Genomic DNA, 14,789 nt, shown 5'->3' with positions numbered 1-14,789 from the left:
AAGAGGGCTAAAGCAAAAAGCTTTAGCCCTCTTAAAATTTTTGCCAGATTATCGACGCAGACCCAGGCGCTCAATAAGGCTACGGTAGCGCTCAATGTCTACCTTCTGTAGGTAGCCGAGCAGACGACGACGCTGACCAACCAGCAGCAGCAGACCGCGACGTGAGTGGTGGTCGTGCTTGTGCTGCTTCAGGTGCTCGGTGAGGTCTTTGATGCGGCGAGAGAGAATAGCAACCTGTACCTCAGGTGAACCGGTGTCACCTGGTTTTGTTGCGTACTCTGCAATGATTTCCTGCTTCACTTTTGCGTCAAGTGACATTTGTTCTCCTCTTGGTAGTTGCGCGGCGCTGGTCACCCACTGTGCCAGCTCTCTTTATCCGCGGCCGGTTTAACGGCAACTTGTTAATTCTAGCATACTAAAACCCGCCACGCCCCAGCATTTTCAGTGACACCATGCAACCAGGCAGACGATGCTGCCCAGCGCAAACTGTTGTACCGAGCAGCAGCAACTGCCGCGCGTGGTGATAACCGCTGCCGAACTTAGGCGACGTCTACCAAGTCGATGATAAAGACCAGGGTGCTCTTGGCAAGCGGGTGTCCAGGAGCGACACCATAAGCCAGGCGCGGTGGCACAATCAGCTTGCGCCGGCCGCCAACCTTCATGCCCGGAATGCCCTGCTGCCACCCTGGAATTAGGTTACGCAGCGGGAACTTGATGCTCTCACCGCGTGACCAGGATGAGTCAAATTCTTCACCGCTGTCGTAGTCTACGCCGAGGTAGTGCACGTCAACGGTTGAAGCAGCTACGGCTTCGGCTCCCTCACCCACCACGATATCTTCGATAACCAGCTCGGTTGGGGCTGGACCTTCTGGAAACGGAACTTCTGGACGCTCTAAATTAGTCATACTTAAAATTTTCTCACACTTTCGTGCGACACCCCACTTTGAATACTGTCACTACCGGTGAGCGCCATTCACCAGAAGCTCCACGCAGAAGAGCTTCATCAGAGAAGGACTGCACCCACGCACAATCTTTCAAGCTCCACACAATTTTCTTCGCTAAAATTGTTATGTGAAGTTGGCGCAATTATCTCGAAATGATTCTGATTCTTATTCCCTGGCTGTGGTGCTAGACGGTAGCGCTATTTTCACTTCCGATTTGGGGCTGGGCTTCACCACTCTCCAGGAGCTTATCACCGCCGGCGAAACAGGGTTGCAGCAGCTGCACGAAGCCCTTGCAACGGCACCCGACAGCATCGCTACTCCTTTGACCGAACTGCGGTACGCACCGGCTGTGACCACTCCGCCAATTACGCTGGCTGTCGGTCTTAACTACAGCGAGCATGCCAGTGAGCTAAAACTTGATAATGATTCGGGCCCGGTGTTGTTTTCGCTGTTCCCGAACTCTCTGGCGCCGCACAATGGCACCGTAGAACTGCCAACTGACCAGTCTACCGAGGTTGACTATGAGGGTGAACTCGGCGTGATTATAGGCAAACCTGCAAAAAATGTACAGCTTGCTGATGCGCTCGACTATGTTTTCGGCTACACCGTGGTTAACGATTTAACCGCGCGCAACATTCAGTTTACCGAGCCGCAGTGGTCTCGCTGCAAGTCTTTCGATGGTTTCACACCGGTTGGCCCGGTTGTGGTCACCGCTGATGAAATTCTGGATCCACAAAACCTACGCATCACAACCGATATTGATGGCTTACGGGTGCAGGATGACACCACAGGACACATGATTCGCTCCGTTGCGGAGCTGATTGTGTCACTTTCTCGCTCTCTAACTCTGCTGCCTGGAACCCTGATTTCCACCGGTTCTCCCGGAGGTGCCGGCCGCAGCCGAAAACCTCCGCTTTATTTGAAACAGGGAACCGTGGCGACCGTCACCATTGAAAAGATTGGCGCGCTCACCACCCACGCGGTCGAAATCTAACATTCAACCATAGCCACCAGTGCGATTGCGCTCGGTACGCCACAGCAAGCGCTGTCTCATCGCGCCACAGCTGCTAGCCGTGCGCTAAAAACCCAAGACGAGCCGGCGGCCGTAGCAAACAAAAAGGGGCTCTCGGATCTAAACCCGAGAGCCCCTGACTCTATCGTCGTTAAGCTTCGCCCATGACGCTCGTTGAGTCGACCTCGGTTGCCGGAGTTACTTTACCCGCCTGGCGCGCATCCTCACTGTCCGGAGTTAGACCAGCCAGCTTTGCTGGCTGCAGCAGCTCATCAAGTTCTGCCTCACCCAGCAGACCCTGAGAAACAACCATCTCACGCACATTGCCATTGGTAGCGAGCGCTTCCTTAGCCAATTTCGCTGCAGCGGCATAGCCGATAACCGGCGCCAACGCGGTAATCACGGTAACTGAGCGTGCCACAGTGTCTTCGAGTTTCTCGGTGTTTGCGGTAATGCCATCAACACAGTTTACGCGCAGGGTGTAGCATGCGCGCTCCAACCAGGTGATTGACTGGAACAGCGAGTGGGCAATTACTGGCTCGAAAGCGTTAAGCTGCAGCTGGCCTGCTTCAACCGCCATAGAAACTGTCACGTCTGCGCCGGCAACCGCGTAAGCAACCTGGGTTACAGACTCTGGAATTACCGGGTTTACCTTACCCGGCATGATTGAAGACCCTGCCTGGCGGGCCGGCAGGTTAATCTCGCCGAGACCAGCCTGTGGGCCTGATGACAGCAAACGTAAGTCGTTTGAAATCTTCGAAAGCTTCAGGCCCGCTCGCTTCAAGGCACCTGAGAAGGTCACAAAAACGCCGGTGTCTGTGGTTGCCTCAATCAGGTCACCTGCAGTCTCTAGCGGAATACCGGTAACCTCACGCAGGTGTTTAATAACAGCCTCTTTGTAACCCTTAGGAGCGTTAATGCCGGTGCCGATTGCGGTTGCACCCATGTTCACTTCGTAAAGCAGTCGCATTGCTTCATTGAGGCGGTCAACATCCTCGCGCAGGGTCACAGCGAATGCGTTGAACTCCTGCCCCAGGGTCATCGGCACCGCATCCTGGAGCTGGGTGCGCCCAACCTTCAAAATGCCAGCAAACTCTTTACCCTTAGCTTCAAAGCTGTCTGCCAAAAGCGCGAGCTCTTCTAGCAGTGACTTGATTGAGAACACCAAAGCAATTTTGATTGCGGTTGGGTAGGTGTCGTTGGTTGACTGGCTGCGGTTAGTGTGGTCGTTTGGATTAATGAAGGCGTAATCACCCTTCTTGCGGCCAGCCAGCTCCAGTGCGCGGTTAGTGATAACCTCGTTGGCGTTCATGTTAGTTGAGGTACCAGCGCCACCCTGCACCACGCCCACAACAAACTGATCGTGCAGCATGCCAGTTTTAACATCTTCGCAGGCGCGGTCAATCAGGGTTGCACGCTGCTCTTCCAGCGCCCCGATTTCCAGGTTAGCGCGAGCAGCAGCCTGCTTGACGCATGCAAAAGCCCTTACAAAATCAGGATAAACAGAGATCGGACGGCGCGAGATTGGGAAGTTTTCGATAGCTCGGGCAGTATGCACACCCCAGTACACACTCGCCGGAACTTCTACACTGCCCAGCGAATCGGTTTCGGTTCGAGTGCCAGACGCATAAAACTCAGTCACTTTTGTTTCACTCCAATGTAGTTAACAGCGGTAAAATCCGCTTGGTTGGTTACCTTAAACATTAGTACTTTTGCGCATTTTTGCAACCATAAAAAACCGCGTTTTTGACAGCAGCCGAGGTTTGCAGGGAGATTCGTGCGATACCGTAATTTTTGTGCACAAATAATAAAACTCGGACGCTACAGGATAGCCCGTCACTGACTGAACAATCGCTATCCACTTGTATCTGCTTAGAACTTATCCTGCATCTCCAACAGCCGGCGAATCCGGTCAGGCAAAGGCGGATGCGTCGCAAACAGCTTCTGCATCATACCCGGGCGTTGCGGATCCGCCATCCACATATGGGCCATAGAGCTGTTCTGCTGCTGCAGCGGCCGCCCGTATTCTTGCAACTTGTGCAGCGCACTGGCGAGGCCTGGGGCATCGCGAGTGACATGCGCGCCCGTGGCATCAGCAAGATACTCGCGCTGGCGGGAAATGGCCAGCTGCACCACAGTCGCAATCACCGGCGCAACAAACATAGCAATCAGCCCTAAAATCATCACTGCGGGGTTATTGTTGCGGTTACCACGCGCGAAGAACGCCATCCGCATCAGCATATCCGCCAGCATTCCGATTGCAACCACCAAACCGTAGACAATCATGTTAACCCGGATATCATAGTTTTTAACGTGTCCGAGTTCGTGTGCCATCACGCCCTCAAGCTCCCGGTCAGACATAATCTCAAGCAGCCCGGTGGTCGCTGCAACAACCGCGTTTTCGGGGTTACGCCCCGTCGCAAAAGCGTTCGGGGCCGGATCGTCAATAATGTAAACTCGCGGCATCGGCATGCCGGTGGTTATCGCCAGATTTTCCACGGTGTGATACAGCCGCGGATTTTCTGCCGCAGTAATCTCGCGTGCCCCAGCCATAGACAACGCCATTCGCGAGGCCATGAAATACTGAATCAGTGCATAGATAGTGGCACCACCGACAGCAAAAATGGTGATGCTGGGATTATCGTAAATATACCCGGCAAGCAATCCGAGCGCCCCAATGATAACCACAAAAAGCAGCATGATCAGCACGGTATTGATTTTATTTTTGCGGATCGCACTGTACATCGCTCTGCCTTACTCGCTATGAGCCGAAATCAATACGTGGTGGCTCAGAGATAGCCGCAAGATCCTCAACCTCAAAGAAATCCCGCTCTTTAAAGCCCATTGCCCGCACGAATAAAGTATTCGGGAAAAGCTGAATCTTGGTGTTGTATTCGCGCACACCGCCGTTGTAAAAGCGCCGTGAAGCTTGAATTTTGTTTTCTGTGTCTACTAGCGAAGCCTGCAAATCGAGGAAGTTTTTACTTGCCTGCAACTGTGGGTAGGCCTCAGCTACCGCGAAAATTGACTTCAGCGCGGTCTGCATATGGTTTTCAGCAACTGATGCCTCTGCAGGACTCTGCGCGCTGATGGTCTCCGCCCGCGCGCGGGTAACTGCCTCAAACACTCCGCTCTCGTGCGCCGCGTAACCCTTTACAGTCTCCACCAGCTGCGGAATCAAATCAGCGCGGCGTTTCAGCTGCACCGTGATGTCGCTCCAGGCTTCATCTACCCGATTACGCAGGCGCACCAAACCGTTGTAGGTGAGCCAGATATAGAGCCCTAGAATTAGCACCAGCCCAACGGCGGCTAGCAACACAATCGTTCCTGTATTCATAGTTCAAGTCTATTGCTTTTTCACTGCTAACTTTCTGGAGATTTAGCTGCCTACGAGACGGTTATCTGACTGTTAGAATTGGCTCTTGCAATGCTTTTGCGACGCCGCAGTGAAAACTCTTGTTTACGCAAAGCTCGCAAGCGATAGATAGTGCTTCGCAAACTTAAACCAGCTAAACCAGTCCTGGCAAGGCAAACGTCCCAAGACAAATACGGACATATGTCTTGGGACATCACATTGTGCCCCCACAGGGATTCGAACCCTGACTGAATAGATTTTAAGTCTACTGCCTCTGCCAGTTGGGCTATAGGGGCTTGTTGCTGCAGCAACAATAAATAACTTTAGCAGCTTCCGGGGTGTTTTCGCAGCTTCCGACAGACTCGCATACCGCAAGGCTGTTACAATTTCATGCGGCGACGGACCTATCCCTCCAGCTAGCCGCGAAAAAAGTTGTGCGCTCCGAGTTGGGCAGAACTCGAAGCGCACAAGGTCGCCGGCGCCGCAGGTTGGGTGCAGCGGGCGTGCAGACTATGCGGTCTGCAGGCGTGAACGCAGGTTTTGCAACTCTGCGCCTAGCTGCGCTGGCAGTTTATCGCCGAACTGCGCGAAGTATTCCTCAGTCATCTCGCACTCAGCCAGCCAAGAATCTTTGTCAACAGCAAACAGCTGTTCCAGATCTGTGTCACTGATTTCCAGCCCATCAAGGTTTAGCTCTCCAGGTGCTGGCACAATACCGTTGGCCTTCTCAACCCCGGCAACTTCGCCAGATACAGCACGCAGAATCCAGTCAATCACCCGTGAATTTTCGCCGAAACCTGGCCACAGGAAACGACCATCAGCGTCCTTGCGGAACCAGTTGACCTGGAAAATTTGTGGCGCGTGCTCGCCGAGCTTGGCTCCCATTTCCAGCCAGTGTGACCAGTAGTCTGCCATGTTGTAACCGCAGAACGGCAGCATTGCGAACGGATCACGGCGCAGCTCACCGACGTTGCCCTCCTGCGCAGCGGTTTTCTCACTGGAGATGGTAGCACCAATGAAAACGCCATGCTGCCAGTCGTAAGCCTTAGCTACCAGCGGCACATTAGTGGCGCGGCGGCCACCAAACAGGATTGCATCCAGCGGCACCCCGCTTGGGGCGGTGGTGTATTCGGCAGCGATTGTTGGAGCCTGAATCGCAGCAACTGTGAAGCGAGAGTTCGGGTGCGCTGCAACGCGGCCAGAATCTGGTGTCCAGTCTTTGCCTTGCCAGTCGATGAGGTGCGCAGGGGTTTCTGCAGTTTTACCCTCCCACCACACATCACCATCATCAGTCAGCGCAACGTTAGTGAAGATAGTATTGCCCCACATGGTTTCCATCGCGGTGGGATTGGTTTCCTCCCCAGTACCCGGCGCTACCCCGAAGAAACCGTGCTCTGGGTTGATAGCGTAAACGCGACCGTCTTCGCCCTGGCGCAACCACACGATATCGTCACCGAGGGTTTCCACCTTCCAACCCGGAATTGTTGGGTGCAACATCGCCAGGTTGGTTTTGCCGCAGGCTGAAGGGAAGGCAGCTGCAACGTTGTAAGTCTTGTTAGTGTCGGTGTTGGTCACCTTGATGAGCAACATATGCTCGGCGAGCCACCCTTCGTTGCGGCCCATGACGCTGGCGATCCGCAGCGCGAAGCACTTCTTAGACAGCAGCGCGTTACCGCCATAGCCGGAGCCGAATGACCACACTTCGAGGGTTTCTGGGAAGTGGCAGATGTATTTCTCTGAGTTACATGGCCAGGTGCTGTCTGCCTCGCCCGGCGCTAGTGGTGCGCCAACCGAGTGCACAGTGCGCACCCACTGCTTACCAGCTTCAATCTCGCGCAACACATCCGGGGTAACACGCGCCATAATGTGCATGTTAAGCACCGCGTAAGGTGAGTCAGTAATCTGCAAGCCATACTGGGTAATAGCGCCTCCAACTGGACCCATCGCGAATGGAATCACGTAGAGGGTGCGGCCCTGCATCGCGCCGTTAAACAGCGGCTCCAGCTTGGCAATCATCTCCTCAGGTGCGCACCAGTTGTTGGTTGGGCCAGCGTCTTCTTCTTTAGTTGAGCAGATGAAGGTGCGGTCTTCAACGCGTGCCACATCGTCGGCAGATGAGCGCGCTAAGAAGCTGTTTGGGCGGATGCTTTTATTGAGTTGGATCAGCGAGCCCGCAGCAACCATTTCACTGGTCAGCAGCTGCCACTCAGCTTCGCTGCCGTCACACCAAAAGATCTTTTCTGGTTTTACGAGTTCTGCAATCCCTTTGACCCATGAGATTACTGCGGTGTCAGCTGTTGGTGCGGCGGTCTCGATATCTGCTACTGCGTGCACCAGCGGTGTAAATTCTGCTGTAGGCATTGTTACTTCTCCCCTGCCCGGGTATTGCGGCCTGCCGGTTACAGGCTCTCTTTAATTCAATTATTTTACTTATTTTCAAATTTCACGACAGGCACTCCTGTAAAAAATCTGATTTTTTGACATATAATCAAACTATGCCAGATTTTAACCAACTTGATAACAACGGTTCACTATCAGACAGCAGCCGTTCGCTTTTGCTTGGCAAACGCTTGAAGCATTTCCGCAAAGAAGCGGGTCTAACCCTGGAGCAGCTAAGCAGCCGTGTTGGGCTCAGCATCAGCCAGCTATCAAACTTCGAAAACGGCAAACGCGAGCCTAAAATCACCCTGCTGCAGCAGCTCGCCGCAGAGTTGCAGGTCAGTGTTAGTGAATTTTTTACGCTGGAGCCGCCGAGCAAACGCAGCGCCCTGGAAATCGCCTTCGCACAGCTGCAGCAGGGCAACAGCTATCAGCAGTTACAGCTGCCGAAGGTACGCTCTCTCAAGAAGGTTAGCGACGAAGCGCTAGAAGCCTTAGTTGGCCTCGCCCGAGAGGTGCAGCGTCAGGCGCAGCAGCAAGCTGCCACCCCGGAGGGCGCGCGACGCGCCAACACCGATATTCGCTCCGAGATGCGGCAGCGTGATTTTTATCTGCCCGAAATCGAAGCACTGGCCGCTGATTTAATGCGTTCCGTGGGGCACACCGGCGGGGCGCTGACGCACCGCACCGTTGACGTACTGGCACAGAAGCTGGGGTTCTCGCTGATATTCGTTGATGATTTACCCCCAAATACGCGCAGTATCACCGATTTTGAGAACGGCCGTATTTATCTTCCGCCAGCGTCCATCCCCGGCGGGCACGGGCTCCGCGCCCTCGCCCTGCAAGCGCTGGCGCACCGCGTGCTGGGTCACGAACAACCCGGTAATTACAAAGAGTTTTTACAGCAGCGACTGGAGATTAACTACTTCGCTTCAGCCTGTCTAATGCCCGAAAAAGCAGCGGTACAGTTTTTACAAAGCGCGAAGCGTTCACGCAATCTTGCGATTGAGGATCTGCGCGACGCTTTCGGAGTAACCCACGAGACCGCAGCTCACCGTTTTACTAACCTTGCAACCACACACCTGGGGCTGCGCACACATTTCTATCGCACCGATGCGGCAGGCGGCATGATTCGTGGCTACTCCAACGACGGACTGCCCTTCCCAACCGACTCCGGCGGCAACATTGAGGGGCAGATGGTGTGTAAGAACTGGCCGGGTCGAGTTGCTTTCCACCGTCGCAACCGCACCAATGAGTTTTACCAATATACCGACACTCCGGTTGGCACTTTTTGGTCTACCGTGCAAACCGGCGACACCGCAGATGGAGGTTTTTCGATTACCTGTGGCGTGGGTTTTGATGATGCCAAGTGGTTCCGCGGGCGGGAAACACCGGTGCGGCGCGCCTCCGGCTGCCCTGATTTGAGCTGCTGCAAACACCCCACCGAGGAACTGCTGCAGCGCTGGGAGGGTAAGAGCTGGGCAAGCGCCAAAATGCACCAAAATATTTTGGCCCCTCTGCCAACAGGCACCTTCCCTGGTGTTGATGAAACCGAGATGTACGAGTTTCTGACCAATCACTCGGATGCTAGAAATCAGGTGCTCGATTAACGGGATCATCCGCAGCAGCTCAGCGCTGCAACAGGGCGGAACAGCGCAGGCTACTGTGCACGGGGCGGCACATCAAACGCGGCGGCGGCAATGAGAATGCTCGCCGCACGGGTATCAGTAAAAGGGTGAAGCGGCAGCCGCAGCTGCCGCTTCACCTCATACAGTTACGCTACTCTGTACCTTAAGCTGCGCCCTCGAACATGCTGGTAACAGAGCCATCCTCAAACACCTCACGAATTGCCTTTGCCAAGAGTGGTGCAATTGACAGCACCGTGAGCTTGTCAAAGCGCTTCTCTGCGTTCACCGGCACAGTGTCAGTCACAACCACCTGATCAATGTGCGGAGCATTCAGCACCTCTGGGGCTTTACCAGAGAAAATCGGGTGGGTTGCGGCGATTGTCACACCACGAGCACCGTTCTTTACCAGCGCTTCCGCCGCTTTAGCAATGGTACCGCCGGTGTCAATCATGTCGTCCACCATCAAGCACCAGCGGTCTTTCACGTCACCGACAATTTCGTGCACGCTAACCTGGTTTGCCACCTTCGGATCACGCCGCTTATGGATAATCGCTAGTGGCGCACCAAGTTGGTCACTCCACACGTCTGCAACTCGCACCCTACCCATGTCAGGTGACACGATGGTGAGATCATCGCGATCTTTAAAACTCTGGCGGAAGTGCTCCAACAGCACTGGCATCGCGAAGAGGTGGTCTACCGGACCATCGAAGAAGCCCTGAATCTGCGAAGCATGCAAATCCACCGACATAATTCGGTGCGCACCAGCAGCCTTAAACAGGTCTGCAACCAAACGAGCTGAAATTGGCTCGCGGCCACGGCCTTTTTTATCCTGACGAGAGTATGGGTAAAAAGGCGCAACCACGGTAATGCGCTTCGCGGAAGCACGCTTCAGAGCATCCACCATAATCAGTTGCTCCATCAGGCTCTCATTGATTGGATCAAGGTGGCTCTGTATCACGAAGGCGTCTGCGCCGCGCACGCTCTCGTTAAAGCGAGTATAGATTTCGCCGCTTGCGAACGTGCGAGTATCAGTCGATAGCACCTCAGCGCCTAGCTCTTTACCGACATTTTCTGCCAGTTCCGGGTAAGCGCGGCCGCTGATCAAAACCAGCTTCTTCTGAGTTGCCTTTTCAATAGCGCTCATTTTTGGGATTCTCCATCTGTAGCGTTTGCTGCTTTTGCTGAGTTTGAATCGGGGCGGTTTGCTGCAACCCACCCTGCTAAGTTTCGCTGCGCCGCAACCGACAGTGCGAGGGCACCAGCCGGCACATCTTTGCGCACCACGGCCCCAGCACCAGTATAAGCTCCGGCGCCAATCTCAACCGGCGCCACCAGCACGCTCTTCGACCCCACGCGCACGCTGTCTCCGATAACAGTCTGATGCTTCTTCACACCGTCATAATTGGCAACAATTGTGCCCGCCCCGAGATTGACGTCAGCACCCACTGTCGCATCTCCTACATAACTTAAGTGTGGCACTTTGGTGCCGGCACCGAGCTGTGACTTTTTAACCTCCACAAAAGCGCCAATCTTGCCATGCTCTCCGAGGTTGGTTTCTGGCCGCAAATAGCTAAACGGCCCAACTGTGGCTCCAGCACCAATGGTTGCGCCGTGCACTTCGCTGCGCAGCACCGTGGCACCTGCGCCCACCACCGAGTCACATAACGTTGTATCGGGCCCAATCACACAATCAGCCGCAATCTGCGTAGCACCCCTTAGCAGAGTGCCAGGCTCGATTGTAACATCCTGGGAAATGCGCACGGTGACATCAATAAATGTGGTTTCTGGAGCCACAATAGTAACTCCTGCCCGTTGATGCTGTTCCAGCACGCGGCGATTCAGCTCAGTTGCTGCAGCGGTAAGCTGCACCCGGTCGTTGACGCCGGCGAGCGCCCAATTGTCTGTGGTGACTGCTGCGGTAACTTTGCCACCGGCAGCGAGAATCTCAGCCGCAGCATCGGTGAGGTACTTCTCCCCCTGCGCGTTATTAGTGTCGATATGAGCAAGCGCTGCAGTCACCGCGGCGCGCTCGAAGACATAAACTCCGCCATTTATTTCAGTAATACGACGCTGCTCAGGCGAAGCATCTTTTTCTTCTACGATGCCAGAAACTTCGCCCTGCCCATCGCGCAAAATCCGTCCCAGCCCGGTTGGCTGTTGCACCACTGCAGACATAATAGACATTTGGTAAGCACCCGCACGATGCGCGGTGAACAGCTGCTGCAGCGTTTCAACCCCAATTAGCGGCACATCACCAGAAAGCACCACCACATCACCGTTGAACGCTGCTGGCAACGCGGCTAACGCCTGCTCAACCGCACGCCCGGTGCCTGGAATTTCATCCTGTTCACACAAAATGGTCTGCGGCGCAAATTTCAAAATCCGCTCCGAGACCATTTCTTTTTCGTGTCGCACAACCGCTACAACGTGCTCTGGCTGCAGCTGGTACGCGGTGGTGAGGACATGCTCAATTAGCGCCAAGCCGCCAATCTCATGCAGCACCTTCGGTAGTTTACTCTTCATGCGAGTGCCTTGCCCCGCAGCCAAGATGACAACCGCGAGAGCTTGAGCTTGCTGATTTGTCATAGGTGCTGCTCCTTCGGAACTGGCTGACACGCATCCAAAACTGCATTGGCGCGCCCTGGGCAACGCCCAGGAGGGTAACGCGAGGGCTACCAGCTCCGCCCCTAGGACTCGAACCTAGAATGCCTGGACCAAAACCAGGAGTGTTGCCAATTACACCAAGGCGGAATGTGTCAAAAACACTTCTTCTATCTTGCCAGAAACTGCAGTTTTTTTCTAACTGATACACGCCGCTAATTTCTGGCAAAATATTTAGCATGGAGCACCGCGACGAAGTTTCGGAAATCATCAGCCGCTGGCAAACTGCTAAGCCCGAACTAAACATGGCTCCGCTCGCTGTTTTTTCGCGTCTCGCGCGACTCACAAAGCACCTTAACAAGCTCCGCGCCGCCGCTTTTGAGGCTGCAGATCTCGAAATTTGGGAGTTTGATGTGCTCGCTGTGCTGCGCCGCGCGGGAGCCGAAACCAAGGTTAGCGTCAAAACCCTGGTGCAAGAAACCATGGTTACCAGCGGCACCATGACCAATCGCCTGGACCGTCTGTGCGGTCGCGGCCTAGTTGCCCGCACCCAAGACCCCAACGATGGTCGCGGGGTACTCGTGCAGATTACCGCTGCTGGAATCGCGCGGGTGGATCAGGCATTCACAGCTCTGCTCAGCGCCGAAACTCAGGCCTTAAAGGGTCTCACTGCAGCAGAACAGCAACGCCTCGCAAATCTCCTCAGTAAGCTCGGCACCACCATCAAGCTACAATAAACCGGCCACGAAGCAGCACTCGATGCAAAGTACCTTTAACCATATATCGGCCATGATATGTCACCACTCAAAGCTCCGCAGCGACTATCAGACGTAAGCGATTTCACAGCTAACCGCACCGCGATACAGTGAACTATCGGCAACTCTAACAACCGCCAACAGACTCCCCGGATCCGGATTCAAACCAAACTCTGGGCGCGCCACTATCAATCGCGCCATGAAATGCCCGGTTTCCCCGGTGTTAACCGCGACTGTCTGCTCGTTCACGGTGACCCCGAGTGGCACTTCAGCGAGTCCGGCAGTGTGACCCGCAAGTGTCACAGCACCGCTTATCTCAACCTCCAGGCCTTCGGCCACAGCCACAGCCTGGGTGGCGGTGACTACGACGGCTAGATCCGCCGTCTCTTCCTGCTGCACCGGCAACAAATCAGCCGCAACTCCCGGAGCGTGCCGCGGGGTTGGCCGGATGAAACCGTCGCCGTCAAGCGCAGCCGCATAGCGCAGCAGGTCGCTGTCGCTGTAGGCGGCACCCGCGAAAGTGACACCAACAGGGACTTGAATATCACTGGTTGCCCCCATTGACACTGTCACGGTTGGAATCCCAAAGTGCCGCAGCGCATAATTACCATTTGAAAACAGCACCCCGTTAAGCCAGGCGTGATCGTTTGCCGCAGGCAGCCGCTCTGCGTCCTCGGTGCCTATGTCAGCGTTCGCAGGGAAAACCACAGCGTCGTAGCCGTGAGCAGCAAGCCAATTTTCGAAAAGCTCGGTGCGTAGCTGCACCAGCGCGCGCAGCCCGGCTGCAAAATCGGCGCGGTCGCGCGGATCCGCAATTCCCTCCTGAGCATATTTCACAACCGCGCGATAGCGGTTCTCATAATCAGGAACCTCTTCATAGCGGTCAGGCAGAGTGCCCGGCGCGAGCGGGAAAATAGCATCTGGGTCGACAACCGCGAGGTTTGGAATCTCAGGATCGTTATTTGCCCGCAGGAAATCATCCCATCCAAAAGCTAGGAAGTGGTTAAACTCGGTTGCCATCCAACCCTCAGGCAGCACTCCAAGCTCGGCGATTTGCTCACCAGCTGGCTTGTCACGCTCATACTGCTCCACAACCGGGAAGTCGCTCTCCACCACGGTGGCTCCAAGCGCCTCCAGCCGGGCTTTTGTTTGCTCCCATAGCGCTAACACACTCGGCCGCACCGGCATCGGAAATTTTGGATCCTTCCCGAGATACATTCGCGGCACAGCGAGCACTTTGCCTTGCAGCGCGTGTGGATCACTGAGCTCGGTGTAATCTGCCGGGCGCACAGCGCTAGCCGGTGGCAGCTCCACTACTTGCTGATGGCGCCAGAAATCGCCACGGGTTTCGGGATCGTCAACTACCAGCACATTGAGTAGTTGCAACATGTCAACCATGGTGCGGGTGTGCGGCACAACCACATCGCGCGCCGGGAACAGCGGCCAGTTGCCACGAATAGAAATCAACCCCCAGCTCGGTGTGTAGGCACACAGGCCGTTGTTCGACGCAGGGCTGCGACCGGATGAGACGGTTTCTTCGCCCATACCAAAAACTGCTAAGTTAGCCGCAGTTGCAGCACCTGAACCGTTGGAGGAACCGGAGGCGTATGCCGCCGCTAAATAATCAGTGTTATAAGGATTTTCGGCGCGGCCATAAACACCCCGCTGCATCCCTCCGTCAGCCATCGGCGGCATATTAGTTTTACCGAGCAGCACCGCCCCGGCCTGCAGCAATTGCTGCACCGTGAATGCATCCCAGTTAGCAATCAGGCCTGCGAACGCAGGTGAACCGCTGGCAACCGTCAAACCCTTAACCATATAGGAATCTTTAACCGTAAACGGCACCCCTTCAAGCGGTCGCGCAGTGCCGTCACGCCACCGCCGCTCTGACTCCGCCGCAGCTGCAAGGGCTGCGTCGTTCATCACAATCACCGAGTTTAAATGTTTTCCGGCGCGATCAAACGCAGCAATGCGCTCCAGGTACCGGGCTGTCACCGTAATCGGACTGAGCTGCCGCGTACGGTAAGCCAGCAATAGTTCCGTGATAGTAATTTCGTAGAGGTTGATGGTTGCCTGAGTCATAGTTCTCCGTCGATCTAAGCTTCTGGATTTTGC

Annotated in this window: 12 protein-coding genes and 2 tRNA genes; 3 read left to right on the top strand and 11 right to left on the bottom strand. The window is 55.1% G+C overall.

Annotated features, from left to right (window positions below; translation table 11 throughout):
- Positions 1-48: 48 nt before the first annotated feature.
- Positions 49-318 (bottom strand): 30S ribosomal protein S15, encoded by a 270-nt coding sequence (rpsO, locus tag F5897_RS00925; RefSeq protein ID WP_124824373.1) that lies wholly within the window; start codon positions 316-318, stop codon positions 49-51.
- 221 nt (positions 319-539) lie between these two features.
- Positions 540-905, bottom strand: coding sequence for an FKBP-type peptidyl-prolyl cis-trans isomerase (locus F5897_RS00920; RefSeq protein WP_124824374.1), 366 nt, complete (start codon positions 903-905; stop codon positions 540-542).
- Positions 906-1,071: 166 nt separating this feature from the next.
- On the opposite strand from F5897_RS00920, the gene F5897_RS00915 reads away from it, so the two are divergent.
- Entirely contained in the window at positions 1,072-1,938 is an 867-nt protein-coding gene (locus F5897_RS00915; RefSeq protein WP_124824375.1) for a fumarylacetoacetate hydrolase family protein, read from the top strand.
- A 169-nt stretch (positions 1,939-2,107) separates the two neighbouring features.
- Here the strand turns inward: F5897_RS00915 and F5897_RS00910 are convergent, their stop codons facing one another.
- The 5 genes from F5897_RS00910 to F5897_RS00890 form a co-directional block, all read right to left on the bottom strand.
- Positions 2,108-3,598 carry an aspartate ammonia-lyase gene (locus F5897_RS00910; protein ID WP_124824376.1) on the bottom strand — a complete coding sequence of 497 codons (1,491 nt, stop codon included), beginning with the start codon at positions 3,596-3,598 and terminating at the stop codon, positions 2,108-2,110.
- 230 nt (positions 3,599-3,828) lie between these two features.
- Complete coding sequence (locus tag F5897_RS00905; protein WP_124824377.1) at positions 3,829-4,701, bottom strand: M48 family metalloprotease; 873 nt, start codon at positions 4,699-4,701, stop codon at positions 3,829-3,831.
- A gap of 16 nt (positions 4,702-4,717) precedes the next feature.
- Entirely contained in the window at positions 4,718-5,293 is a 576-nt protein-coding gene (locus F5897_RS00900; protein ID WP_124824378.1) for a LemA family protein, read from the bottom strand.
- A 240-nt stretch (positions 5,294-5,533) separates the two neighbouring features.
- Positions 5,534-5,607: transfer RNA gene (locus tag F5897_RS00895), tRNA-Leu, on the bottom strand.
- A 214-nt stretch (positions 5,608-5,821) separates the two neighbouring features.
- Complete coding sequence (locus F5897_RS00890) at positions 5,822-7,672, bottom strand: phosphoenolpyruvate carboxykinase (GTP) (RefSeq protein ID WP_183304160.1); 1,851 nt, start codon at positions 7,670-7,672, stop codon at positions 5,822-5,824.
- Between the two features lie 134 nt (positions 7,673-7,806).
- Here F5897_RS00890 and F5897_RS00885 point away from each other — a divergent pair, with 134 nt between their 5' ends.
- Complete coding sequence (locus F5897_RS00885) at positions 7,807-9,300, top strand: helix-turn-helix domain-containing protein (RefSeq protein ID WP_124824380.1); 1,494 nt, start codon at positions 7,807-7,809, stop codon at positions 9,298-9,300.
- Positions 9,301-9,481: 181 nt separating this feature from the next.
- On the opposite strand, the gene F5897_RS00880 is transcribed toward F5897_RS00885, so the two are convergent.
- From F5897_RS00880 to F5897_RS00870, 3 genes are all read right to left on the bottom strand, one after another.
- Positions 9,482-10,462, bottom strand: a complete 981-nt coding sequence (locus F5897_RS00880) for a ribose-phosphate diphosphokinase (protein ID WP_183304159.1) — start codon at positions 10,460-10,462, stop codon at positions 9,482-9,484.
- A complete protein-coding gene (glmU, locus tag F5897_RS00875; RefSeq protein WP_183304158.1) occupies positions 10,459-11,904 on the bottom strand; it encodes a bifunctional UDP-N-acetylglucosamine diphosphorylase/glucosamine-1-phosphate N-acetyltransferase GlmU in 1,446 nt (481 codons plus the stop codon). The genes F5897_RS00880 and glmU overlap by 4 nt, the downstream gene beginning before the upstream one ends.
- A 93-nt stretch (positions 11,905-11,997) precedes the next feature.
- Positions 11,998-12,069: transfer RNA gene (locus F5897_RS00870), tRNA-Gln, on the bottom strand.
- Between the two features lie 89 nt (positions 12,070-12,158).
- Here F5897_RS00870 and F5897_RS00865 point away from each other — a divergent pair.
- Complete coding sequence (locus tag F5897_RS00865) at positions 12,159-12,656, top strand: MarR family winged helix-turn-helix transcriptional regulator (protein WP_124824383.1); 498 nt, start codon at positions 12,159-12,161, stop codon at positions 12,654-12,656.
- Between the two features lie 87 nt (positions 12,657-12,743).
- Here F5897_RS00865 and F5897_RS00860 read toward each other — a convergent pair whose 3' ends face one another.
- A complete protein-coding gene (locus F5897_RS00860; RefSeq protein WP_183304157.1) occupies positions 12,744-14,756 on the bottom strand; it encodes an amidase in 2,013 nt (670 codons plus the stop codon).
- Positions 14,757-14,789: the final 33 nt, after the last annotated feature.

Origin of the sequence: Canibacter oris, assembly GCF_014197205.1 — a bacterium.
Lineage (GTDB): Bacteria > Actinomycetota > Actinomycetes > Actinomycetales > Microbacteriaceae > Canibacter > Canibacter oris.
This window is presented reverse-complemented; position numbering and strand designations above follow the sequence as displayed.

Bases quoted from the DNA above. Each gene is read 5' to 3' on its own strand.
- F5897_RS00900 (WP_124824378.1), bottom strand. From the start codon at position 5,293: ATGAATACAGGAACGATTGTGTTGCTAGCCGCCGTTGGGCTGGTGCTA.
- F5897_RS00890 (WP_183304160.1), bottom strand. From the start codon at position 7,672: ATGCCTACAGCAGAATTTACACCGCTGGTGCACGCAGTAGCAGATATC.
- rpsO (WP_124824373.1), bottom strand. From the start codon at position 318: ATGTCACTTGACGCAAAAGTGAAGCAGGAAATCATTGCAGAGTACGCA.
- F5897_RS00865 (WP_124824383.1), top strand. From the start codon at position 12,159: ATGGAGCACCGCGACGAAGTTTCGGAAATCATCAGCCGCTGGCAAACT.
- F5897_RS00860 (WP_183304157.1), bottom strand. From the start codon at position 14,756: ATGACTCAGGCAACCATCAACCTCTACGAAATTACTATCACGGAACTA.
- F5897_RS00905 (WP_124824377.1), bottom strand. From the start codon at position 4,701: ATGTACAGTGCGATCCGCAAAAATAAAATCAATACCGTGCTGATCATG.
- F5897_RS00885 (WP_124824380.1), top strand. From the start codon at position 7,807: ATGCCAGATTTTAACCAACTTGATAACAACGGTTCACTATCAGACAGC.
- F5897_RS00920 (WP_124824374.1), bottom strand. From the start codon at position 905: ATGACTAATTTAGAGCGTCCAGAAGTTCCGTTTCCAGAAGGTCCAGCC.
- F5897_RS00880 (WP_183304159.1), bottom strand. From the start codon at position 10,462: ATGAGCGCTATTGAAAAGGCAACTCAGAAGAAGCTGGTTTTGATCAGC.
- glmU (WP_183304158.1), bottom strand. From the start codon at position 11,904: ATGACAAATCAGCAAGCTCAAGCTCTCGCGGTTGTCATCTTGGCTGCG.